The 22,908-nt window shown below is 54.4% G+C and carries 17 protein-coding genes and 1 tRNA gene; 17 read left to right on the forward strand and 1 reads right to left on the reverse strand.

Translation table 11 applies throughout. The annotated features are described in order from the left end of the window. Positions 1 to 64: 64 nt before the first annotated feature. Positions 65 to 140, forward strand: a tRNA-Thr gene (locus J7302_RS06400). An 85-nt stretch (positions 141 to 225) separates the two neighbouring features. Here J7302_RS06400 and nhaA read toward each other — a convergent pair. Continuing rightward, positions 226 to 1,581: a Na+/H+ antiporter NhaA gene (gene nhaA / locus J7302_RS06405; protein ID WP_251701884.1), complete on the reverse strand. Its 1,356-nt coding sequence runs from the start codon at positions 1,579 to 1,581 to the stop codon at positions 226 to 228. Between the two features lie 648 nt (positions 1,582 to 2,229). On the opposite strand from nhaA, the gene J7302_RS06410 reads away from it, so the two are divergent. The 16 genes from J7302_RS06410 to J7302_RS06485 all read left to right on the forward strand — a co-directional run bounded on the left by J7302_RS06410 (position 2,230) and on the right by J7302_RS06485 (position 22,852). After that, on the forward strand, positions 2,230 to 2,889 hold the full coding sequence (locus tag J7302_RS06410) for a S1C family serine protease (RefSeq protein ID WP_215371960.1): 660 nt from the start codon (positions 2,230 to 2,232) through the stop codon (positions 2,887 to 2,889). A gap of 1,538 nt (positions 2,890 to 4,427) precedes the next feature. Next, on the forward strand, positions 4,428 to 4,862 hold the full coding sequence (locus J7302_RS06415) for a low molecular weight protein-tyrosine-phosphatase (RefSeq protein WP_215371962.1): 435 nt from the start codon (positions 4,428 to 4,430) through the stop codon (positions 4,860 to 4,862). A 22-nt stretch (positions 4,863 to 4,884) separates the two neighbouring features. Next, the gene (locus J7302_RS06420) at positions 4,885 to 7,125 is read left to right on the forward strand and encodes a polysaccharide biosynthesis tyrosine autokinase (protein WP_215371965.1); all 2,241 of its coding nucleotides are present in this window, start codon (positions 4,885 to 4,887) and stop codon (positions 7,123 to 7,125) included. Positions 7,126 to 7,328: 203 nt separating this feature from the next. Further along, positions 7,329 to 7,835: a transcription/translation regulatory transformer protein RfaH gene (gene rfaH / locus J7302_RS06425; protein WP_215371967.1), complete on the forward strand. Its 507-nt coding sequence runs from the start codon at positions 7,329 to 7,331 to the stop codon at positions 7,833 to 7,835. An 868-nt stretch (positions 7,836 to 8,703) separates the two neighbouring features. Then, entirely contained in the window at positions 8,704 to 10,095 is a 1,392-nt protein-coding gene (locus J7302_RS06430; RefSeq protein ID WP_251701931.1) for an undecaprenyl-phosphate glucose phosphotransferase, read from the forward strand. Between the two features lie 266 nt (positions 10,096 to 10,361). Then, complete coding sequence (locus J7302_RS06435) at positions 10,362 to 11,825, forward strand: MBL fold metallo-hydrolase RNA specificity domain-containing protein (RefSeq protein WP_215371969.1); 1,464 nt, start codon at positions 10,362 to 10,364, stop codon at positions 11,823 to 11,825. 207 nt (positions 11,826 to 12,032) lie between these two features. Continuing rightward, a complete protein-coding gene (locus J7302_RS06440) occupies positions 12,033 to 13,397 on the forward strand; it encodes a lipopolysaccharide biosynthesis protein (protein WP_215371971.1) in 1,365 nt (454 codons plus the stop codon). Then, positions 13,394 to 14,101, forward strand: coding sequence for a CatB-related O-acetyltransferase (locus tag J7302_RS06445; RefSeq protein WP_215371973.1), 708 nt, complete (start codon positions 13,394 to 13,396; stop codon positions 14,099 to 14,101). Before J7302_RS06440 ends, J7302_RS06445 begins: the two co-directional genes overlap by 4 nt. 122 nt (positions 14,102 to 14,223) lie before the next feature. Continuing rightward, the gene (gmd, locus tag J7302_RS06450; protein WP_215371975.1) at positions 14,224 to 15,345 is read left to right on the forward strand and encodes a GDP-mannose 4,6-dehydratase; all 1,122 of its coding nucleotides are present in this window, start codon (positions 14,224 to 14,226) and stop codon (positions 15,343 to 15,345) included. Between the two features lie 2 nt (positions 15,346 to 15,347). Next, complete coding sequence (gene fcl, locus J7302_RS06455) at positions 15,348 to 16,325, forward strand: GDP-L-fucose synthase (RefSeq protein ID WP_215371977.1); 978 nt, start codon at positions 15,348 to 15,350, stop codon at positions 16,323 to 16,325. Between the two features lie 90 nt (positions 16,326 to 16,415). Beyond that, a complete protein-coding gene (locus J7302_RS06460; protein WP_215371979.1) occupies positions 16,416 to 17,153 on the forward strand; it encodes a glycosyltransferase family 2 protein in 738 nt (245 codons plus the stop codon). Then, positions 17,150 to 17,683: an acyltransferase gene (locus J7302_RS26780; RefSeq protein WP_215371981.1), complete on the forward strand. Its 534-nt coding sequence runs from the start codon at positions 17,150 to 17,152 to the stop codon at positions 17,681 to 17,683. Before J7302_RS06460 ends, J7302_RS26780 begins: the two co-directional genes overlap by 4 nt. Positions 17,684 to 17,817: 134 nt before the next feature. Then, positions 17,818 to 19,011 (forward strand): hypothetical protein, encoded by a 1,194-nt coding sequence (locus J7302_RS06470; RefSeq protein ID WP_215371983.1) that lies wholly within the window; start codon positions 17,818 to 17,820, stop codon positions 19,009 to 19,011. Between the two features lie 11 nt (positions 19,012 to 19,022). Continuing rightward, positions 19,023 to 20,168 (forward strand): glycosyltransferase, encoded by a 1,146-nt coding sequence (locus tag J7302_RS06475; protein WP_215371985.1) that lies wholly within the window; start codon positions 19,023 to 19,025, stop codon positions 20,166 to 20,168. Then, positions 20,165 to 21,439 carry a glycosyltransferase family 4 protein gene (locus J7302_RS06480; RefSeq protein ID WP_215371987.1) on the forward strand — a complete coding sequence of 425 codons (1,275 nt, stop codon included), beginning with the start codon at positions 20,165 to 20,167 and terminating at the stop codon, positions 21,437 to 21,439. The genes J7302_RS06475 and J7302_RS06480 overlap by 4 nt, the downstream gene beginning before the upstream one ends. Next, positions 21,440 to 22,852, forward strand: coding sequence for a mannose-1-phosphate guanylyltransferase/mannose-6-phosphate isomerase (locus J7302_RS06485; protein WP_215371989.1), 1,413 nt, complete (start codon positions 21,440 to 21,442; stop codon positions 22,850 to 22,852). Positions 22,853 to 22,908 lie beyond the last annotated feature (56 nt).

Raw genomic sequence — 22,908 nt, forward strand, 5'->3', positions numbered from 1 at the left:
GAAGAATTGATCACGAGAGAGGTTTACTCGTAACGCCTAATCGCTATAATGGCGGCCCTTTCTAGCCGGTATAGCTCAGCTGGTAGAGCAACTGACTTGTAATCAGTAGGTCCCGGGTTCGACTCCTGGTGCCGGCACCATATAGAACAAGGCCCGCAGCGATGCGGGCCTTTTTCGTTTCTGGCGCAGGCTGGCGCCAGAAACGAAAGCGGCACTACACGAAAGCTATTTTCGGGCTGTCGCGCGACGGCTTAGCGCCCGTCCGAATCCAAGGCCGATGACCCCCGCTATCACTGAGGCGATCAGTACGCCCAGTTTCGCCGCGCTGAGCAGGCTGGCTTCGGCAAATGCCAAGTTGGCGATGAAGATCGACATGGTGAAACCAATCCCGGCCAGGAGACCGATCAGCCACATCCATGACCAGGTCATGCCCTCCGGGAGCCGGCACCAACCAAGGCGCACCAATAGCCAGCTGCAGAGCAGAATGCCGAGCGGCTTGCCCAGGACCAGGGCCAGCGCCACACCGAGCATCACCGTCATAGCCCCGCCTCCGGCCAGATCTACTCCGTCGAGGCTTACCCCGGCATTGGCGAGCGCGAACAGAGGCATCACCCCATACGCGACCCAAGGGTGCAGCGCCAGTTGCACACGAACCACCGGTGGAAGGAGCTCACGCTGTGCGTGGCGAAGCTGCTTGACCGGCGCCATCAGCTGATGCGCGTCGCCAGAATGGTTCTGCTCCTTCTCGGCAAAGTCATTGATGGCGCGAGCCGCGAGGTCCAGCGGGCGCTCGTTGTTCCTGACCGGAAGGACCGGCGTCATGAGCCCAAGCACTACCCCGGCCAGAGTGGGATGCGCGCCGGTCTTCAGCAAGCCGAGCCATAGCACAGCCCCTGGAATCAGGTACGCATAGGCTGAGCCAATGCCGATTCGTTGCAAGCCCAGCACGAGCAGAATGCCAATGCCGGCAATGAGGAAGCCCGTGGCATCGAGGCCTTCCGAATAGAACAAAGCAATGATCAGAACGGCAACGATATCGTCGATGATCGCCAACGCCAGCAAGAACACGCGCACTGAGCCGGGGATCGACTTGCCCAGCAGGGCCAGCACGCCTACCGCGAAGGCGATATCGGTGGCCGTCGGGACCGCCCACCCCTGGCGCAGCCCCTCCGCCCCATTGATCGACAGATACACCAATGCCGGTACCGCCACGCCTCCCAGCGCCGCCGCCATCGGCAGTGCTGCAAGCTTGACGCTGGCCAGCGCGCCCTCATGAATCTCCCGCCGGATCTCCATCCCCACCACCAGGAAGAACACCGTCATCAGCGCATCGTTGATCCAGAAATGCAGCGAGTGCGAGATGACAAAGTCGCCCAGCGCAAAGGACAACGGCATGTGCCAGAGGTGCGTATAGCTGGAAGCGGCAGACGAATTGGCCCAGATCAGGGCAGCAGCGGCTGCGATCAGCAGGACGATGCCGCTGACCGCTTCGATATGCAGGAAATCTTCAAGGGTGCTGAATGCTTTGTCGGCTAAACGTTGCGCAGCCGGCATCGCCTTGCGGGAAGGGTGTTGGTCCATGGTCGCTCGTACTCTGCAGCTGTGCGGCGGCCCGACCAACACAAGAAACCTGTCTGACTGCACGCGCAGACACGACACCCGGCCGTTAACTTACACAGGCGAACGCTGGTTGGCTAGCCGCAGGAGAAGCTCCAGTGGTTCGCCAAGGTGGTTTTGAGTGTTAAGCGCTGCAGTGTGACCCACCGCACCGCCCCATACGCTCCGGCACGGCAACGCAGAACCTTGAGCGATTCAGCACGCCGTAATCACGTGTCCGTCCGTCTAGAAACGAAATCGGGATGTTTAACCGCCTGGCCGACAGGCCCCGTCAAAATAACGACTAGCGGCAGCAACAAGTCGACTCATCGAACCTTCGTGATTGATTTTCCGACGAATTGTCAGTAACGCAACCCCTTGGAGCGAGGCCACTTTTGCAGCCGTAGCACCGAATGGCCAGGGGCGCATCCCGCACCAATCTCGAGCAAACCGCGATCAACGGTCATATGGTCAATCGTTATTTTTCCTAGAACGAGACGATCCAACGCCTCTACCGTTCGTCGCCCATAAGTGTTGGCAACGGGCTCAACCTGATGACGCAGTACAGGGGCACCGGCGGACATAACCCAGCCAGGAGAGGCGCCCCTTCAAGCCGAATTTCGGTGAGCTACGATGCGCAGGATCGCCGCCATCTTGATGGCAGGAGCCTTGTGTGCAGGATGCAACGGACTCGTGAAACCTGAAGTTTCAGGTCCAACCACAGATACTTACTTCTCGATTTTCTCGGGCTTTCCGCTGCCCTACTTCTATATGGCCTCGGCCGTGCAGTGGAACGAGGAATACGCCGTCACCACCGCTCACACGCCGCTGATTCCCTACGAGAAGTACCGCTGCAGCACGGGGTGCGACCTGGTATTCATTCGCCATAAGGCCAACGGCAAAGTGCCGACCTGGCGCACCGCGCAGCCCGGCGAAAGCATCACGGCCGCAGGTGCCAGCCCTTATCTCGTCGGCGGTAGCGGCCGGGGCAAGGTTTATCCCGCGCCCTTCATCAACAGCAATGAAGACAGCGGCGAGCTCTACGCCATTCATGACGCGCCCATCGCCAAAGGCATGTCGGGCGGCCCGGTGTTGGCAGAGGACGGCAGCGTCGTCGGCATCAACATGGGCATCTATTCGATCAGCCTCAACAACGTCGGTGACCACCCAGGCCTCCGGGGAGCCGAGCGAATCAGCGTGTTCATTCCCTACTCGGTCATCCAGCGGGAGTGGGCGCTGCTCCAGGCAAAACTGCAGCCGACGGATGAGCGACGCTTCGCCACCATCAAGTGACGCGTGAAGTGCGCCATCCAAAGGCCTTCCATGATGGGCCGGGTGGCGCCCCCTGCAACGCCGAAGCCACGTAGGCGCCCCCGTAGGAGCGAGCTTGCTCGCGAAAATGTGGCCCCGCTTTCGCCAGCAAGCTGGCTCCTACGAATAGCTTTTAGCCACGCAGGATGGGTTGAGCGTGCGAAACCCGTCAGCCCGGTCCGCATGGGTATCGCTCCGCTCCACCCATCCTACGAACTGTAGGCGCCCCCGTAGGAGCGAGCTTGCTCGCGAATGTGGCCCCGCTTTCGCCAGCAAGCTGGCTCCTGCGAATAGCTTTTGGCCACGTAGGATGGGTTGAGCGTGCGATACCCATCAGCCCGATCCGCATGGGTATCGCTCCGCTCCACCCATCCTACGAACCGTAGGCGCCCCCGTAGGAGCGAGCTTGCTCGCGAATGTGGCCCGCTTTCGCCAGCAAGCTGGCTCCTACGAATGGCTTTTGGCCACGCAGGATGGGTTGAGCGTGCGAAACCCGTCAGCCCGGTCCGCATGGGTATCGCTCCGCTCCACCCATCCTGCGAACCGTAGGCGCCCCCGTAGGAGCGAGCTTGCTCGCGAATGTGGCCCCGCTTTCGCCAGCAAGCTGGCTCCTACGAATAGCTTTTAGCCACGTAGGATGGGTTGAGCTTGCGATACCCATCAGCCCGGTCCGCATGGGTATCGCTCCGCTCCACCCATCCTACGAACTGTAGGCGCCCCCGTAGGAGCGAGCTTGCTCGCGAATGTGGTCCCGCTTTCGCCAGCAAGCTGGCTCCTACGAATAGCTTTTGGCCACGTAGGATGGGTTGAGCGTGCGATACCCATCAGCCCGATCCGCATGGGTATCGCTCCGCTCCACCCATCCTACGAACCGTAGGCGCCCCCGTAGGAGCGAGCTTGCTCGCGAATGTGGCCCCGCTTTCGCCAGCAAGCTGGCTCCTACGAATAGCTTTTGGCCACGTAGGATGGGTTGAGCGTGCGATACCCATCAGCCCGATCCGCATGGGTATCGCTCCGCTCCACCCATCCTACGAACTGTAGGCGCCCCCGTAGGAGCGAGCTTGCTCGCGAATGTGGCCCCGCTTTCGCCAGCAAGCTGGCTCCTGCGAATAGCTTTTAGCCACGTAGGATGGGTTGAGCGTGCGAAACCCATCAGCCCGGTCCGCATGGGTATCGCTCCGCTCCACCCATCCTACGAGCTGCTTAGCGAAGGAATTCGCTCCCACAAAGGAGGCTCCGGCCAATCCGGTCAGCCCCCTCTTCCTCTAGAAGGCTGGGATGTGGGATGGTGGGCAGCCAGCCGAAATCTCGAACACTGGCCCGCTCCAGTGGCAGAAAGCGACCAAGGAGTCTTGACCCTCATCCCGGCCCCCCCTACAGTTGCCCCCCTTCAAGCCTCCCCCGGTCGTTACACGACTCCCGGGGATGCCGTATCGGGATGCTGGAACGGAATCCGCTTTCCTTCTTCACAGCACACCCGCGCGGCTTAAAAACCGACCCTGCAACCCGTGCTGGCCCCTATGTTCAAGAACATCCTGGTAGTCTGCGTTGGCAATATCTGCCGCAGCCCCACTGCTGAAGCCCTGCTCAAGACCAAGCTCGCCTCGCGCGGCATTACCGTGAGTTCCGCCGGCATCAATGCCCTGGTCGGCAAGCCCATGGACAGTACCGCCCTCGAAGTACTGCGTGAGCATGGCGGCGACCATCCCGACCACCAAGGCCAGCAACTCAACCGCGAGCTGCTGCGCCAGTACGACCTGATCCTCACTATGGAGCAGGGCCACATCCAGCGGATTGTGCAACTGGCGCCGGAAGTGCGGGGCAAGACCTTCCTCCTCGGCAAATGGCAGGGCAACCAGGAAATCCCGGACCCGTATCGCCAGCAAAAGCCTGCATTCGAACACGTCTACCAGCTGATGGCGCAAGGCGTCGAAAGCTGGTCGCAAAAACTCTGACCCCTTTGAAGAAGCGCGCTACATGACTAGCCAAAACAGCCTGCCCGTGCAGGACATTCGCGACGATGACGACGATATCGACCTGCTCGCCCTGCTTGGTACCCTGCTGGACAGCAAGTGGCTCATTATCGGCATCACCTCCTTCTTCACTGTGATGGGCGTCGCCTATGCCGTGCTGACCCCGCCGGTGTACCAGGCCAATGCGCTGGTGCAGGTGGAGGAAAAGAAAGGCGGCATGGCTGCACTCACGGGCATGTCGGAAATAACCGAGATGTTCGGCGGCACCTCGGCAGCGGTTACTGAGATCGAACTGCTGAAATCCCGCGCCGTGCTGGGCCAGGCGGTGGAAAATCTCAAGCTCGACATCATCGTCGAACCGAACTATTTCCCCCTGTTCGGCCAGTTCATGGCACGCCGCTTCCAGCCGGATACTCCGCGCGAAGTTGCCGAGCCCCTGTTTGGCCTCAGCAGTTTTGCCTGGGGCGGCGAAACGCTGGATATCTTCCAGCTCGAAGTGCCGGACAGTTACCTGGGCCAAGGCCTCACCCTGCAGGCAAACGGCAACGGCGCCTTTACCCTGTTGAACGAAGACGACGAAACCCTGCTGACCGGCCATGTGGGCGAGCAGATCGAGCAGAACGGCTTCAAGCTGCAAATCGCCACGTTGGACGCCAACGCCGGTGCAGTGTTCAACGTCACCAAACAGCGCCGCCTGACCACCATCCTTCAATATCAGGAAGACCTGGGGGCAAGTGAGCGCGGCAAAGAGTCCGGCATCATCGGTCTTTCGCTGGAAAGCGAAGACCCGGCCCACGCCACCAACGTGCTGGATGAAGTCAGCCGGCTGTATGTGCTGCAGAACGTCCAGCGCAATTCCGCTGAAGCGGCGCAGAGCCTGGAATTCCTCCAGGGTCAGCTGCCGGAAGTACGCAAGCAACTGGAAAAAGCCGAGGCCCAGCTCAACGCCTACCAGACCAGCGCCCGCTCGGTGGATATCACCATCGAGACCAAAGCGGTGCTGGACCAGATCGTCGCCTTGGAAACCCTGATCTCCGAACAGAAACTCAAGCGTGCCGAAATGGAGCGTCGCTTCACCCGCCAGCACCCCAGCTACCAGGCGCTGATCACGCAGATGGGCCAGTTGGAGCAGCAAAAGCGCGAGCTGACGAAGCGCGTGGAAAACCTGCCGGAAACCCAGCAAGAGCTGCTGCGCCTGACCCGCGACATGCAGGTGACTACCGAGATCTACACCCAACTGCTGAACAAATCCCAGGAGCTGGACATCGTCCGCGCTGGCACCGTGGGCAACGTGCGCATCATCGACTCGGCCGACGCCAACGTCGAGAAGCCGGTAAAGCCCAAGAAGCCCTTGATCGTCCTGATCGCCACCCTGTTGGGCGGCCTGATCGCCGTGGCCTACGTGCTGGTGCGCAAAGCGCTGAACCGTGGCGTGGAAGACCCGGACGTGATCGAGCAGATGGGCCTGCCGGTGTATGCCTCCATCCCTCACAGCAAGGAGCAGGCCGCTCACGAGCTGAGCTTCAAAGGCAAAGGGAACGCCAGCAGCGGCTCCCATCTGCTGGCAGTGACCAACCCGGCCGACCTGGCCGTGGAGTCCCTGCGCAGCCTGCGTACCAGCCTGCACTTCGCCACCCTGGAGGCGAAAAACAATATCCTGATGATCTCCGGCCCCAGCCCATCTGTGGGTAAGTCCTTCGTATCGAGCAACCTGGCCGCCATCATTGCCCAGACCGGGCAGCGGGTGCTGCTGGTAGACGCCGACATGCGCAAGGGCTACGTCCACAAGATGTTCCGCCAGGAGGCGGAAAACGGCCTCTCCGACCTGCTGGCCGCCCGTATCGAACTGGACAAGGCCATCACCCACACCGAAGTGGAAAACATGGACCTGGTCACCCGCGGCCAGATTCCGCCTAACCCCTCCGAGCTGCTGATGCACGCCAACTTCACCCAGTTCCTGCAGCAGGCGAGCAGCCGCTATGACCTGGTGATCATCGATACCCCGCCGATCCTGGCGGTTACCGATGCTGCCCTGGTGGGCCGCCAGGCTGGCACCAGCCTGATCGTGACCCGCTTCGGCATGAACGCCGCCAAGGAAATCCTGCTGACCAAGCGGCGCTTCGAGCAGAACGGCATCGACCTCAAGGGCGCCATCTTCAACGCCGTGGAGCGCAAGGCCTCGGCCTACGGTTACTACGGCAACTACGCCTACTACCAGTACGAGTACAAATCGGACAAGGCATAAGCCCAATGTCCCTCTCCCGCCTGCGGGAGAGGGAACGAAAGGGTCTGTCCCAGTAGGAGCGAGCTTGCTCGCGAATGGGACCTTTTCGCCAGCAAGCTGGCTCCTACAGGCAGCTGCGCGCTCGAGTTGTCGTCTAGCAACAGCTAGCGCAGACATAGCCAAGCAAAACGCCAAGTCCCAGACCGATAACGCAGGTGAATCGCATGGCAAGCAAGCCGGCAGCACCGCGCTGGTACCTGATCCAGTGCAAGCCGAAGCAGGATGCGCGTGCTGAAGAGCACCTTGAGCGCCAAGCCTTCACCTGCTTCCGGCCCACACACTGCGTAACGCGTATGCGTGGCGGCCAAAAGCAGGCAAGGGTCGAATCGCTGTTTCCGGGCTACCTGTTCATCCGCCTCGACCAGGTGAAGGACAACTGGCACCCGATCCGCTCCACCCGGGGCGTGAGCCAACTGGTGTGCTTCGGCGAACAACCTGCCGCGATCTCGGACGAACTTGTCGAGCAACTGAAGCTGCGCCCTCACTCGCCACCGCTACAGGAACCCAACCTGAGCGCGGGCGACCGTGTGCGCATCAGAAGTGGCAATCTGAAAGAGCTGGAAGCCATTTTCCTGGCCAAAGACGGCACCGAGCGCGTGCTTATCCTCCTGCAATTACTGCAACGCCAGCACAGGCTCAGCGTCCCGCTGGATAGTATCGACGTGCTCTAAGCCCCCGCCTGCGCGCAACAAACCCCAGCCCCCAGCGAGACCCTTGCCGTCAAAGGTCTTGGCCATGCCTGCGTTAAGTCCGCCTTCGCCAGCAAGCTCGCTCCTACGGGCAGCTGTGCTCTCGGGTTGTCGTCTAGCCACAACCAACACAGACAGAGCAAGGTTTTCGTAAGCCTCGGATGGCGCAAAGCCTGCGCGGCTTTTTCTCGACCAATCAGTCACTGAGCACAATAAAGGCAAACTGCCAGCTTTATCTTTTCGACGAGCGGCACGCGTTGACGCACTTCACAATCCCGGTTGAATCCGTAGAATGCTCGCCCAGGAATAGGCAAGGACTATTCCTACAGGATGCAAGGCAAACTGCTTATAGGCAGTTTTGTCGTCAGGGAAGACCACCCCCCCTGCAAAGCCCAGCCGGGCGCAGACTCGGCACGCCCCCTTTCATCCACTCCAAACACTGCTGCATCGGGCCATGCCCGAGGCAAGCCATCGCCTGTGGCGAACGTTCTCAGGGAATCAACGGATAACCCTGGGGCGGTAGCGTGCCAAAAAGCACGATCGGACCAAAAGCCGAAACCCAGAGCAGCACAAGGCAGGGCCACAAGCCCCAGGTAACCCGGACCAGGTTCGGGAACAGACAAGGAAGCACCGCGGAATTTCGCATTGAAACCACACCGCTAGCCACAGGAAGGCAGGCTAGCTTCCCGATCGTAGCGTCGCACCCTCAGGAGAGGTAACAGTAGTGCCCACACACACTCAGGCAGCCGCTCACCCGCACCACGCCCAACGCCGCCCCGCACCTGGCGTTCCCCAGCACGCCGCTACGGCCCGCAACCAGGCCACTGGCGCACGCGCCAGCCATATCAACCTGATCAGCAAGCGTGAAAGCACAGCGCCGGAAAACCGTGGCCTGACGTTCTGGGGCCAGTGGACCGCCGCCATCGGCATGCTGACGCTGCTGCTCTGCGCCCTGGCGGTGGCCAAGACCGGGCATATCGAAACCCAGTACCGCATGCTCGCCCTATTCACGATGCTGGGGTCCGTGCCGGCCTATTCGCTGCTGCGCGTCTACCACAAGCACCATGGCTACGTGGTGGGCCTGGGCCGGTTGCTGGCCGGCTGGCTGATGCTGCTCTCGGGCCTGACGGTGATGGCCTTCCTCACCAAGACCAGCGAGCTGTTCTCCCGCGAGATCATGATCACCTGGGCGGGGCTCGGCTTTTTGATTCAGGCCTGCCTGTTCCTGCCCCTGCATGCGTTCTCCCGCCGTTACCACCAGCAACTCCACTCCGCCCGCACCTCATTGGTGGTCGGCACCGGAGACCTGGCCCAGGAACTGGCCGACAAGCTGGTGCGCAAACGCAACGAGCCGCTGGTGGGCCTGGTGACCGCCGACGATTATCCCCACCTGGATGACGGCCTCTACCCCATCGTCGGCAACCTGAGCCACTTGCGCGAGCTGATCAATAGCCACAAGGTGCGCCGCCTCTATATCGCCCTGCCCCTCTCCGCCGCGGAACAGATCGAAGGCCTCTACATCGACCTGCTGGACGCCAACGTCGACGTGGTGTGGATCCCCGACCTGCAAAGCCTGAAGCTGCTCAACCACTCGGTTTCGGATATCGAAGGCCTGCCGGCCATCAGCCTCAACGAAAGCCCCCTCACCAGCTACCCCACCGCGGCCTTCACCAAAGCCGCACTGGACCGCAGCACCGCCCTGCTGGCGATCATCGCCCTCAGCCCGCTACTGCTGGGCACCGCCCTGGCGGTAAAGCTGTCCTCCCCCGGCCCAGTGCTGTTCAAGCAAAAGCGCCATGGCTGGAACGGCAAGGTCATCAAGGTGTGGAAGTTCCGCTCCATGCGCGTGCATGCCGATACCCAGGTCAAGCAGGCCACCCGCGAAGACCCGCGCATCACCCGTGTTGGCCGCTTTATCCGCCGCACCTCGATCGACGAACTCCCACAGCTGTTCAACGTGCTGCAAGGCCGCATGTCCCTGGTGGGCCCACGTCCTCACGCCGTCGCCCACAACGATTACTACACCGGCAAGATCGACGCCTACATGGCCCGCCACCGCATCAAGCCCGGCATCACCGGCCTTGCGCAAATCAGCGGATGCCGTGGCGAAACCGAAACCCTGGACAAGATGGAAAGGCGCGTAGAGCTGGACCTGGCCTACATCAACAACTGGTCCATCTGGCTGGATCTCAAGATCCTGATCAAAACGCCCTTCACCCTGCTCTCCAAGGACATCTACTAACCCCGGGCACAGAGGCCCCTCGCCGCCTCCCCCGTGCCTGTGCCCTGTGCCCTGTGCCCCGTGCCCCGTGCCCCGTGCCCCGTGCCCCGTAGGAGCGAGCTTGCTCGCGAAAAAGGAGTTTCCTGCTCCTCATAAGCAGGCCCCCACTCCCTTCCATATACCCGGCACGCTAGCATCGTTTGTAACACCGCAACCCCAGGATGGGAGCGGGTCCACCCACCACCAGAACGGTTGGTGGCCAAACCGATGTTAAAGGACTAACACCCATGCTTTACCCGGATATCCAGCACCACGGCGCCGTCAGCGGCGTAACCGGCTCCTGCCATCAACTGTTGATGGATGCCCAGCACAGCCTGCTGGTGGACTGCGGCCTGTTCCAGGGCGCGGAAACCTCCGCCGAAGGCAAGGCCGATGCCAGCCAGCTGGGCATCGACTTCGCCATCAGGACCCTGAAAGCGCTGGTGCTCACCCACGTACACATGGACCACGTAGGCCGCCTGCCGTACCTGCTGGCGGCCGGCTACAAAGGCCCGATTCTCTGCAGCCAGCCCTCGGCGCACCTGCTCCCGCTGGTGCTGGAAGATGCCTTCCAGTTCACCTTCGGGCGCAACCCGCAGCAGCTGCAGAAGTACCTCAAGCTGATTCGCCAACGTTTGATGCCTCTCCCCTACCGCACCTGGCATAGCCTGATCGACACCCCCGATCTGCAAGCGAAGATTCGCCTGCAGCGGGCCGGCCACATCCTCGGCTCCGCCTACATCGAGTGCGACCTGCGCTACCCCAAGCGCGCCGAACAGAAGCGCATCGTCTTCTCCGGCGACCTGGGCGCCACTCACACGCCCTTGTTGCCCGCACCCAAATCCCCCTGGAAGGCCGACATCCTGGTACTGGAAAGCACCTACGGCGACCGGCTGCACGAAGATCGCCGCACGCGCAAACAACGCCTCAAGGCCATCATCGAACAAGCCCTGGCCGACAACGGCACCGTGCTCATCCCCGCCTTCAGCATCGGCCGCACCCAGGAACTGCTCTACGAACTGGAAGACATCATCCACCGCGCAGGTTTACCCCCCGAGGGGCCGGGGGCGAGGGAAACATCCGCAAACCCGGACCCAACCGCCACAAACTGGCCCACCCTGCCCATCATCCTCGACTCCCCGCTGGCCACGCGCTTCACCCAGGCCTACCGCGACCTCCAACCCTATTGGGACGCCGAAGCGCAGAAGCGCATCAAGGTCGGCCGCAAGCCACTGGGCTTCGAGCAACTGCTCACGGTAGAAACTCACGACGCCCACCTGCGCATGGTGCGCCACCTGGCCAGCACCGCCCGCCCAGCCATCGTGATTGCCGGCAACGGCATGTGCAGCGGCGGCCGCATCGTCAATTACCTGAAGACCATGCTCGGCGACAAACGCCACAACGTGCTCTTCGTGGGTTACCAGGCACGCGGGACACCCGGCCAGATCATCCAGCAGTTCGGCCCCAAGGGCGGTTATGTCGACTTGGATAACGAACGCTTCGAGATTCGCGCCGGCATCCACACCGTTGGCGGCTACTCGGCCCATGCCGACCAGCAGGGGTTGGTGAACTTCGTGACGCGAATGCGGCATTGGCCGAATGAGATCCGGTTGGTGCATGGCGAAACCGAGGCCAAGAAAGCCCTCAGACACCTAATCAGTAAGCGCTATGGAAAAAGCAACCACTCCGTAGCAATACGCACTTCATACTAACGTTTCGAAAAAGCCAACAGCACTAGAGTAATAGTGGCTTTATCTCCAGCCGGTTTTTCCTAAAAGGCCTTAAGAGCAGCTTATGACAGCCACATTTAGTGGGAGAAATTATAGCCACCCGGCTCAAGAGTATGCGCACAGCCCCTCAAAACCATCGATGGTAGTTTTAATAAAAATCACCCGAAATAATTCGACCTGGATTTCATAATGAATAAGGGCGCCGAAAAACAAGGCGAAGGGAAAATTATTGATAATTTTCTTTTGCGTTTACCTACGATCAATGAAAGAGACGCACGCCTGATTAAGTCAGCGGCATTTTCCTTGCTTTCAAAATCTGTTGGAATAATAGTTGCAATTATCACAATACCATTGACATCAGGCTACCTTAGCAAGGAGCTTTTTGGACTGTGGATGTTAATAACAGGAGTATTGGCGACGCTCACTTTTGTTGACCTAGGAATAGGAATAGGACTACAAAATGGCATCAGTAAATCCTTAGGCCTCAACACCCCTAAAATCGCAATAAACTACATTAAAAGCGCATACACAACAATCACAATTACAACGCTTGGAATAGCGACACTGACATCCCTCTTACTATATACAGCAGGACTTGACGGCGTCATAAAAGCCACAGAAATCTTAGATACAGACACGCGACTTGCGCTTGTCCTTGGCTGCTACCTTTATCTAGCAGGAATTCCAGCAAGCCTTATACACCGAATTTTAAACGGCTACCAAGAAAACCACACAACAAACATTCTAATAATCTACGGAAGTCTCCTGAGCCTTACAGGGATCTACACATCAGTTGCACTAGACCTTGGCTTCCCAGGAATACTTCTATCTTTCATAGCATCACCAATAATAGTCAACATAATTTACAGCCTGTATTTCTTCAGCAAAAAAAATGCATTTGAAACAACAGGAAATATAGAGCGCAGCATAGTCCAGAAGCTTCTTAAGGACGGCGGCTGGAGTCTACTCGCCCAAGCACTCTTCGCCATAAAAACAAATTCACCACCCATAATAATAGGAGTGGTGTCCGGAGTGATTTCTGTTGGCGAATATGGAGTAACACAGAAAGTCGTTTCAGTCTTCGGACTCATGGTTGCAGTTGCGCTACAACCTCTATGGAGCGCATATGGCGAGGCTTATCATCGAAAAGACAAACAATGGATAATTAAGACCTTAAAACGCTCAACGAGCCTGGTACTACTAATAACCGTCCCCGCCTTCGTCTTTTTGATAATTTTCGCACAGGACATTATAGAGCACTGGCTCAAAAGCCCACCCCCTCAAATTGGCCTAGTAGGAAGTCTATCCCTCTGGGTCATAATCTCCAATTTAAATGTTTGCTTTGCAATGTTCCTCAACGGGATTGGCGCATTCAGAAGGCAGTCAATGATATCCCTGCTATTTATATCAGCGTCAATCGTAACCTCCTACTACAGCGGCTTGACATGGGGCGATACTGGCGCGGTAATTGGCTTCATATTATTGGCAGAATTAGCCAGAATGCCGTTCCTTGCAAACGAAGTTAGACGTGAAATCAGGGGTATGACGGGATGAACCACCTAAGCAAAGACTTCTGGAAATGGACGATCCTCGAAAGAAAAAGAAGCATGGCGCGGATACCTGGATTCAATGCTCACTGGAACTCAATAGCAGTGAACTGTTCTTTCGACGAGTACTGCCACCTGATGAGGGAGTCAGAAGTATCCAACTCATCCTTTGGTAGGTTCACACGGATTAGTGGCGGCTCAGTTACCAATTCAAAAATTGGTTCATTCTGTGCAATATCAAAGGGCGCGATTGTTGGCGGTGGCGGCGATCACCCCCTGGATCAAATATCTTTCCACTCAATTTTCTACATGAGCAGCAAGGTACAGCATCCAAAAATACAATTCACAGAAAAACAACTCTACGATGACAAGTTAAAGGATGTCATAGTCGAAAATGACGTATGGATAGGATCGAACTCTGTCGTAAAGTCAGGAGTTAAAGTCGGAACCGGAGCGGTAGTAGGAAACAGTTCGCTAGTTGTAAAAGACGTACCCCCTTACGCTATTGTAGGAGGAGTCCCAGCTCGCGTTATAAAGTTTAGACATAGCGATGAGCTTATCAGTGAACTGCTGAGATCCCAATGGTGGAACTGGTCGATTCCGCAGCTAAAAGTAATCACCAAACACTTCTGCCAAGACAGATCAATGACAGTGGATCGCTTCCTTGAGATTGAGCAGGAAGCATTGAGCATCGCTCACCCCAATATTTAAAGTATAAATTGCTTGGACAACATAAGCAGCTCCAACCAAAAACACCAAGCAATGAGGCTTGGTTACCGCTTTTAGCAATAAACTCAAGCAGCTAAACCAATTTAATCACCAGGACAAAATAAATGGTCAAACGCGCCCTAATAACTGGAATTACCGGACAAGATGGATCTTATCTCGCGGAGTTCTTGCTGGAAAAAGGCTATGAAGTTCATGGTATCAAGCGCCGCGCTTCCTCCTTCAACACTCAGCGCGTTGATCATATTTACCAAGACCCGCACGTTGATAACCGAAACTTCGTACTCCACTACGGTGACCTGACCGATTCGTCCAATCTCACTCGGATCATTCAGGAAGTACAACCTGATGAAGTGTACAACCTGGGCGCGCAGTCCCACGTTGCGGTGAGCTTTGAAGCTCCTGAATACACTGCTGACGTAGATGCCATGGGCACGCTGCGAATCCTGGAGGCCATTCGCCTGCTGGGCTTGGAAAAGAAGACCCGTTTCTACCAAGCCTCCACCTCCGAGCTATATGGCCTAGTGCAAGAGATCCCGCAAAAGGAGACCACTCCCTTTTATCCTCGCTCGCCCTATGCAGTGGCTAAGTTGTATGCCTACTGGATCACGGTGAACTACCGCGAGGCCTATGGCATGTACGCCTGCAACGGCATACTGTTTAACCATGAATCCCCACGCCGCGGAGAGACCTTCGTAACCCGCAAGATCACCCGAGGCCTGGCCAACATTGCGCAAGGCCTGGAGCAGTGCCTGTACATGGGGAATATGGATGCTCTGCGTGACTGGGGACATGCGAAGGACTACGTGCGCATGCAGTGGATGATGCTGCAACAAGAGCAGCCCGATGACTTCGTGATCGCTACCGGCGTGCAGTATTCGGTACGCGAGTTCATTCGTTGGTCGGCGGCTGAGCTGGGCGTTTCACTGCGCTTCGAAGGCCAGGGTATCGACGAGATCGCTGTAGTCCAGCGCATTGACGGTGATAACGCTCCAGCCCTGAAAGTTGGCGACGTCATCGTTCGTGTCGATCCGCGTTACTTCCGTCCCGCCGAAGTGGAAACCCTCCTGGGTGATCCCGCCAAGGCCAAGCAGAAACTCGGCTGGGTGCCGGAAATCACGGTTCAAGAGATGTGCGCAGAAATGGTTCGCGAGGACCTGAAAGTCGCTAAGCGCTACGCCCTTCTCAAGGAACACGGCCACGAGGTTCCGGTGTCGGTGGAGAACTGAGCATGAACCGAGACTTGAATCAGAAGGTGTTCGTAGCCGGCCATGGCGGGATGGTTGGATCTGCCATCGTGCGGAAGCTGAAGGCTATCGGTTACAGCAACATCATCACGGCAAGCCGAGCTGAACTGAATCTCCTCGACCAGCAGGCCGTACAACAATTCTTCACCTCGCAGCAGATTGATCAGGTGTATCTCGCTGCTGCCAAGGTGGGCGGCATTCATGCGAACAACGTCTACCCTGCCGAGTTCATCTACGAGAACCTGATGATCGAGGCGAACATCATCCACGCCTCACATCAGAGCGATGTGCAGAAGCTGCTTTTCCTCGGCTCGTCCTGCATCTACCCCAAACATGCCGAGCAACCCATGCGTGAAGAAGCTTTGCTTACGGGTGTGCTCGAGCCTACCAACGAGCCCTATGCCATTGCGAAGATCGCGGGTATCAAGATGTGTGAGAGCTACAACCGCCAGTACGACAGGGATTACCGCAGCGTGATGCCCACCAATCTGTATGGGCCGCACGACAATTACCATCCCGAAAATAGCCACGTCATTCCCGCCTTGCTCCGCCGCTTCCATGAAGCGGTACAGCGTGGTGATGAGGAAGTCGTGATCTGGGGCAGCGGCAAGCCGATGCGTGAGTTTCTCCATGTCGACGATATGGCTTCGGCCAGTGTGCATGTTATGGAGTTGGATGAGAAAGCGTATCGGGCGAACACGCAACCGATGCTCTCACATATCAATGTTGGCACAGGTACAGACTGCACCATCCGTGAACTTGCAGAAACCATCGCATCTGTCAGTAAGTTCACCGGCCGCCTTACATTCGATGTCACTAAGCCTGATGGTACGCCGCGAAAACTAATGGAGGTATCTCGGCTCAAGGCGCTGGGCTGGGAGGCAAGTATCAGCCTGAGCGAGGGACTAAGTGATACATACCAGTGGTATGAAAATAACGTAGTCGGCGTACGAAGCAAATAACGTTCTCCAACTTGCACATAAAAGACGTGGAGCCCCCCTTCAGGCGGTGCTCCACTCAGCCTTTACTCACATCCAGCATCCTCAACTAATATGTCAGAAAAGCCAAAGTTCAGCATTATAGTCGCCTGCTTCAACAGTGAACGATACATATTTGACGCCCTAGCCTCGGTCAAGAACCAAACACTCCAAAACTATGAGCTTATAATCATCGACGGCGGCTCGACCGATGGCACCATCGGAATTATAGAGAAAAACTTCTCCGCCATAACAAAACATATAATCTCAGAAAAAGATGAAGGAATAGGCGACGCTTGGAACAAGGGTCTTAAAATAGCGTCTGGCGAGTTTGTGCTTTTACTTAACTCTGATGACTTCTGGCCACCTGAGTACTTAGAATCCATTGCGACTGAATCATCCGCAACCGAGAAAAAGGTTGTTTACTATGGCTCAACGACCATGGTGGACGATAATAAAAACACTCTTTCCTTCATCGACAAGAAATTTTCAAAAAACCTTCTATGTATAGGGTTTAGGTTCATTCACACGTCCTGCATAATTCCAAAGTCAACTTATGAACTTGTAGGCCAATTTGACAAAAACGTAAGAATAGCAGTTGATACCGACTGGCTACTCAGAGCACACAACGCCGGCGTTCCCTTCAAAAAACTTTCGCACAATAACTTCATGAGAATCGGTGGAGTTTCCGACAAGCATAAGGATCGTGCATTTTCCGAGTATATTTCAAGAGCAAGACACCACAACATACTGAAATTACCAGCAATACTCTACACCACCCTCATGAAGACAATTCTTTTCATAAAGAAATGAAGACTCAAATTTTTTTTATTTATGTAAGATCAATTAACTTAATAGCCAACCTAACCCCCCTCTTCCTAGTCAAGAACTTATTCCTAAGAATGCTGAACGTTCGACTCGGAAAGAACTCCGTCATACACTCTAGAGTGCGACTATTTGGCCTTTCCAAAGTAACAGTTGGCGAAAACTCAACCATTAACTTTGGTGTATACCTCGATAATCGAGCAAAAATTTCCATCGGCAAAAACGTATCAATTGCGCACGACGTAAAAATTTATACCGCTGGCCACAAGATCGACAGCGACCATTTTGACTTCTTCAAAAAAGATGTACACATAAATGACTATGCATGCATCTTTTCAAATGCACTTATAATGCCTGGAATTAGAGTCGGAAGAGGAGCTGTAGTCCTTCCTGGAGCCGTGGTAACAAAAGACGTTCAAGAGATGACTGTTGTGGGTGGAAACCCTGCCACCCCAATCAAGCCAAGAAACTCCAACTTAAGTTACGAACTAAAATATAAATACTGGATGGCAAATTAGCCCGTAGTCAAACCATCATCCAAGCCGCAATAACAATACAGCCACAAAAACACAAAAATGAAAGCCAACCGCCTCCTCAAAAACATCACCACCCATGAAACCAAAAGAGCAGACTGCTAAAGAGGAAGAGCCCCTTGAAAAGAAAAGAGCTACTACACTTAGCATTCCACCTTTCCGCGCTATCAATAATTCTTCTTCAGCAAATATCAGTACCCCAGATTAATAACATACAAATAATCACACCAATCATAATAGCAATTGGGGCAGCCTTAATTCTTACCGGAGCAGCAAAAGTCCAGAACAGCAAGTTACTCGCGACTGCATACATATTTGCCACAATTTCAACCCTTATATCAATAATTAAAAATCCAGATATAATCTCCCTACAGTCATACATTTACTTCGCCGCTTTATATTTAATTTTCTTTGTTCGCCCAACAAAAGAAAACAATTTAATCGAAAAGCTACCCAGCATCGGAATATTATTTTCAGCAATTGGGATCGGACAATTGCTGGCCCAATACATCGGAATTCCTTTTTTTGACGTTAGATCAATAGCACCAGAAAGCACAATCATCCAAAACTACAACTACTCATACGAAACAAGCTACAACAGTGGAATATTCAAACCAAACGGCGCAACCTTTCTCGAGCCATCCTTCTTCTCTCAATTTATGGCGTTATTCCTAATCGTTGAGTACCATAACAAAAGAAGAGCTTTATTTCTGGCGACCTTCGCATTATCTATATTGGCGTCTCACTCAGGAACAGGGATTATTATACTTTTGTTCTGGGCAATAAGCTTCCCAATCTTCATCAACCCAATGAGAACAAGCTCAATAATCGGATTGATGCTCCCCATCGCAGCAGTCCTAATTGCATTAGGCCAAAGCGAGTACCTCTATACAAGAGCCCTTGAAATCACACGGGAAGAATCAAGCGCCCACATCCGCTTCATTGCACCGCTCTTAAACTACCAAGCCCTTATAGACTCAACCGGAATCGCCACCCTTCTCTTCGGCGCAGGACCAGGATCATCCGAGAATATCATTCTTACCTATCAAGCAAATTACAGCGCGTTCTTCAAGGCGATATTTGAGTACGGATTATTCTTCTCATTATCCTATGTTTTCTGGTGGGCAATATTTCTTAAGCGAAATGCTCCAAACTACCTATTTGCTCCGCTTTTTGCCTTCATATTCATAGCCAGCGGGAGCTTTCTTCAACCACTCACGCTACTAGCAGCTTGGTTTTTTTGCTTTTTCGCAAGCCCCACTTGCCAGCAGCGCACGCTTCAGCCCCGTCCGTGTAATCAATTAGTAATCTAGCGAATCAAAAAATGCCAACAAATATACTTTTTATCACCTTCGGAGACTTTAGGACCCCTACCGACGGGGGAAGCAAATTCACGAACGAAATAGTCAGCATGTTGAGGCAAACGAGCAAAAAGGTAGAGATCCTCAACTATTACGATCACGCCCCGTCTAACTCAAAAACAATCAGAAAGATACTATCAATTTTCATTTCCCTCTTTCTTAGACTCCCTCTTCCGGCCTCATACTTCTATAGCAGGAGCCTGATAAATTCGGCAAGAAAGAAAATTCTCGACGAACTAAGCAAATCCGCCCCCCAGCAAAGGCGAATAAGCATTTTCGTGGACCACCTTGAGCTTTGCTATATCACAAGTTCTCTACGCCTAGAATTTGGCGATGAAATTGAAATAGCACATATAAGCCACAACATTGAACCGTCATTACTCAAGCAGAGGTTAGGAGAGGGGCTTGCCTATAAGTACTCCCAGTTATGCTGCGACTACAGCAAATTTGAAAAAAAATCCTTGTACTATGTCGACACGATATTTTCGATTTCTGATGAGGAAAAGCATCACTTCTCCAAACTCAATCCTACTTCGTCTCTCGGCTCTCCAATAAAAGCAATCACAATTCCGCCAACGTTCTCATACCTTCCCTTGCACAAGAGCACCAACGAAACTCCCTACAAAAAGATCGTATTCGTTGCAAGCTTTGACTGGTGGCCCAACCAACAAGCATTCCAATGGATCAGGGACTATCTATCACCCAGTCTTCCCACTGGCTTTAAGATCCATATATATGGCAAAAACAGCACGAAATTTTCCGCAGGCGCTCCGGAAAACCTCGTCTTTCATGGATATGTAGACAACATATTGGAAGTTTGGGATGACTGCTTTTTTTCTGTAGCACCCATTACTCGCGGGGCCGGCGTTAATATAAAAGTCTCCGAAAGTCTACACAACAGAGTCCCCGTAATAGGGTCAGAACTTTCCTTCAAGGGAATTTCAAAAGACTACCTGGGTGGAACGCTGAAACTAGAGCTTGATGTTGAGGCATGGATTAATGCCCTTGAGTTCTATTCAAGCAACCCCTCCGAGTATGAAAAGCTCAAGAGAGCCATATCATATCCCTCAAGGGAGAAAATCCTTGACAAGCTCAGAATTACACCATGAATAATACTAAGCCTAAAATTCTTTTAGTTCTTTCTCGAAGCCTATCAAGCAGCGATGGTGGACGCGAGGCTTTGATAATAGATTTTATCAAAAGAATGCATGCTTACTTCGATATAAGCACTGCAGTATTTAACAGCAAGTCAGAGCCAGATCAAGAGATCATAGCAAACCACAAAAAGCTTGGCGTAACATCTACTTTAATACTACACAAGACCAGCCTGGGCTCCATTGCAAGGAACCTCTTGACGTTAAATGGCGCTATTCAGGAAGCTTTCTTTTTCAGCAAGGACAACCTGCTGATCATAGAAAAGTTCGTCCGCTCAGAGAATATATCTGCCGTTTACTTCGACATGATAAGGCTCTTCAGGTATGCAGAAGAAATAAACAAAAGAACTTCCGCGAAAATAATTTTCGACCTTGACGACTTGCTTTCCTTACGCTATGAGCTTTTTTCAAAAACAACGCTAACACCGAGGCAGGTATTTGGAACCTACGGGGATTTTATTCCAAAGATCTTCACAAACATCCTAATAGGAAAAGTGCTTCCATACATTTTGCGATACGAAGCCAAAATGTGCAGGTTGCGCGAAAAAGCAGTCGCCGAGTTTTCGGACATAATATTAATAACTTCACCATCAGAAAAATCCACATATCAAGAATTTACCTCCAGGCAGCACAACATCTTCACAAACTTCCCGATCATTAGCGCTAAAGAGCTCTCCCTACCGCTTGATAGCGCTGGAGAAAAGGAACTTGTCTGGCTTGGAAACAACCATGTCGCCCATAACATGGAGGCCTTAGAACACCTAATTTCTAGGATACTTCCAAAAGCAAAAGGTTTTTCCCTAATAGTTGCAGGAAAAACCCCACATCACTTTGTAGAAAGGCACCAAAACAATGAGATGGTGAGCTTTGTTGGTTTCATACCCTGCAAGGACTCTTTTTTTCGGCCAGGAAAAATATTGATATCCCCCTTTAAATTCGGGACAGGGATAAAAATAAAACTACTGGAAGCGATGTCCGCCGGAGTCGCCGTGATAACGAACGACACTGGATTCCAAGGAATACCTAAAGATAACAATATCTTCTTCGCACCCTGCTCAAGTGACGAAGAAATGATTGAAAGAGCAAGCAAACTTGCATCCAGCCAAAACTATATTTCCGACTGGATAAGAGAGCAGCAGTCCACACTGAAAACTCATTTTTCTCACAGCCACGAAAAAGATATATTCCTAGCAATATCAGACAACTCAATAGAACGGACCTCTTAAATGCTAAAAATTTTCCCTGTCATCCTCGCCGGAGGCTCCGGCTCGCGTCTTTGGCCTCTTTCAAGACAGCTCAATCCTAAACAGTTTCTGCCGTTGGCCGATGTCAACCTATCCATGCTGCAGGCAACGGTCCAACGTATGTCCGGGCTAGAGACGGCTCTGCCAACTCTGATCTGCAACGAACAGCACCGCTTCCTGGCCGCAGAGCAAATGCGGCTATTGGGCATGGAGCAAGCCAAGATCCTGCTTGAGCCGGTTGGCCGCAACACCGCCCCGGCTATTGCAGTGGCAGCGTTACAAGCTTGCGAAAATGAAGATCCTGTTTTGCTGGTGTTGGCGGCGGATCACCTGATTCAGGATGTAGAGGCGTTCCAGGCCAGCATTCAAGCCGCGCTGCCGCTCGCAGAAGCGGGGAAGCTTGTTACCTTCGGCATCGTGCCGAGCCATCCGGAAACGGGTTATGGCTACATCGAGCGGGGCAGCAAGGTTGGCGACGGTGGCTTTGCAGTGAGCCGCTTTGTGGAAAAGCCAAACCTGGCAACGGCACAAGATTACCTGGCCACTGGCAGCTACTACTGGAACAGCGGTATGTTCATGTTCCGCGCCAGTCGCTATCTGGAAGAGTTGCAGCAGTTCCGCCCCGACATTCTTGCGGCATGCCGCAAGGCATTGGCCGGAGGCACACAAGACCTGCACTTCACCCGCGTCGATGCGGCAGCTTTCACCGAATGCCCTGAGGACTCCATTGACTACGCCGTAATGGAGAAAACCGAGGATGCAGTCATGGTGCCGCTGGATGCCGGCTGGAGCGATATTGGCTCATGGTCTGCGCTGTGGGACGTGAGTGAGAAGGATGAGCAGGGGAACGTCTTCAAAGGCGACGTATTGGACCAGCGCTCACGGAACACTTACGTGCATGCCGACAACCGGTTGGTTGCAACCGTTGGCGTAGAAGACCTGGTCATTGTGGAAACCAAGGATGCTGTTCTGGTTGCCCATAAAGACCATGTACAAGACGTGAAAAAGATCGTTGAGCAGCTTAAAAGCGGCGCACGCGGCGAGCACATCAACCATCGCGAGGTGTACCGGCCCTGGGGTATGTATGACTCCATCGACAATGGCCATCGCTATCAGGTGAAGCGCATCACTGTGCAGCCTGGCGCCAAGCTGTCGGTGCAGATGCATCACCATCGGGCCGAGCATTGGATCGTGGTCAGCGGTACCGCCAAGGTTACCAATGGCGACCAAACCTATCTGGTGACCGAAAACCAATCGACCTATATCCCGATTGGGCAGGTCCATGCTCTGGAAAATCCCGGGGTAATCCCACTGGAGCTGATCGAGGTTCAGTCCGGATCCTATCTGGGCGAGGACGATATCGTACGCTTCGAAGATAAGTACGGCAGGGCCTGACTGGGCACGAAGGCTGGATTCCGCGCGGTTTCCAGCTTGCATTGGCCACGCTTTAT

The organism is Metapseudomonas boanensis (assembly GCF_018704125.1).
In the GTDB taxonomy this organism is placed as follows: Bacteria; Pseudomonadota; Gammaproteobacteria; order Pseudomonadales; family Pseudomonadaceae; genus Metapseudomonas; species Metapseudomonas boanensis.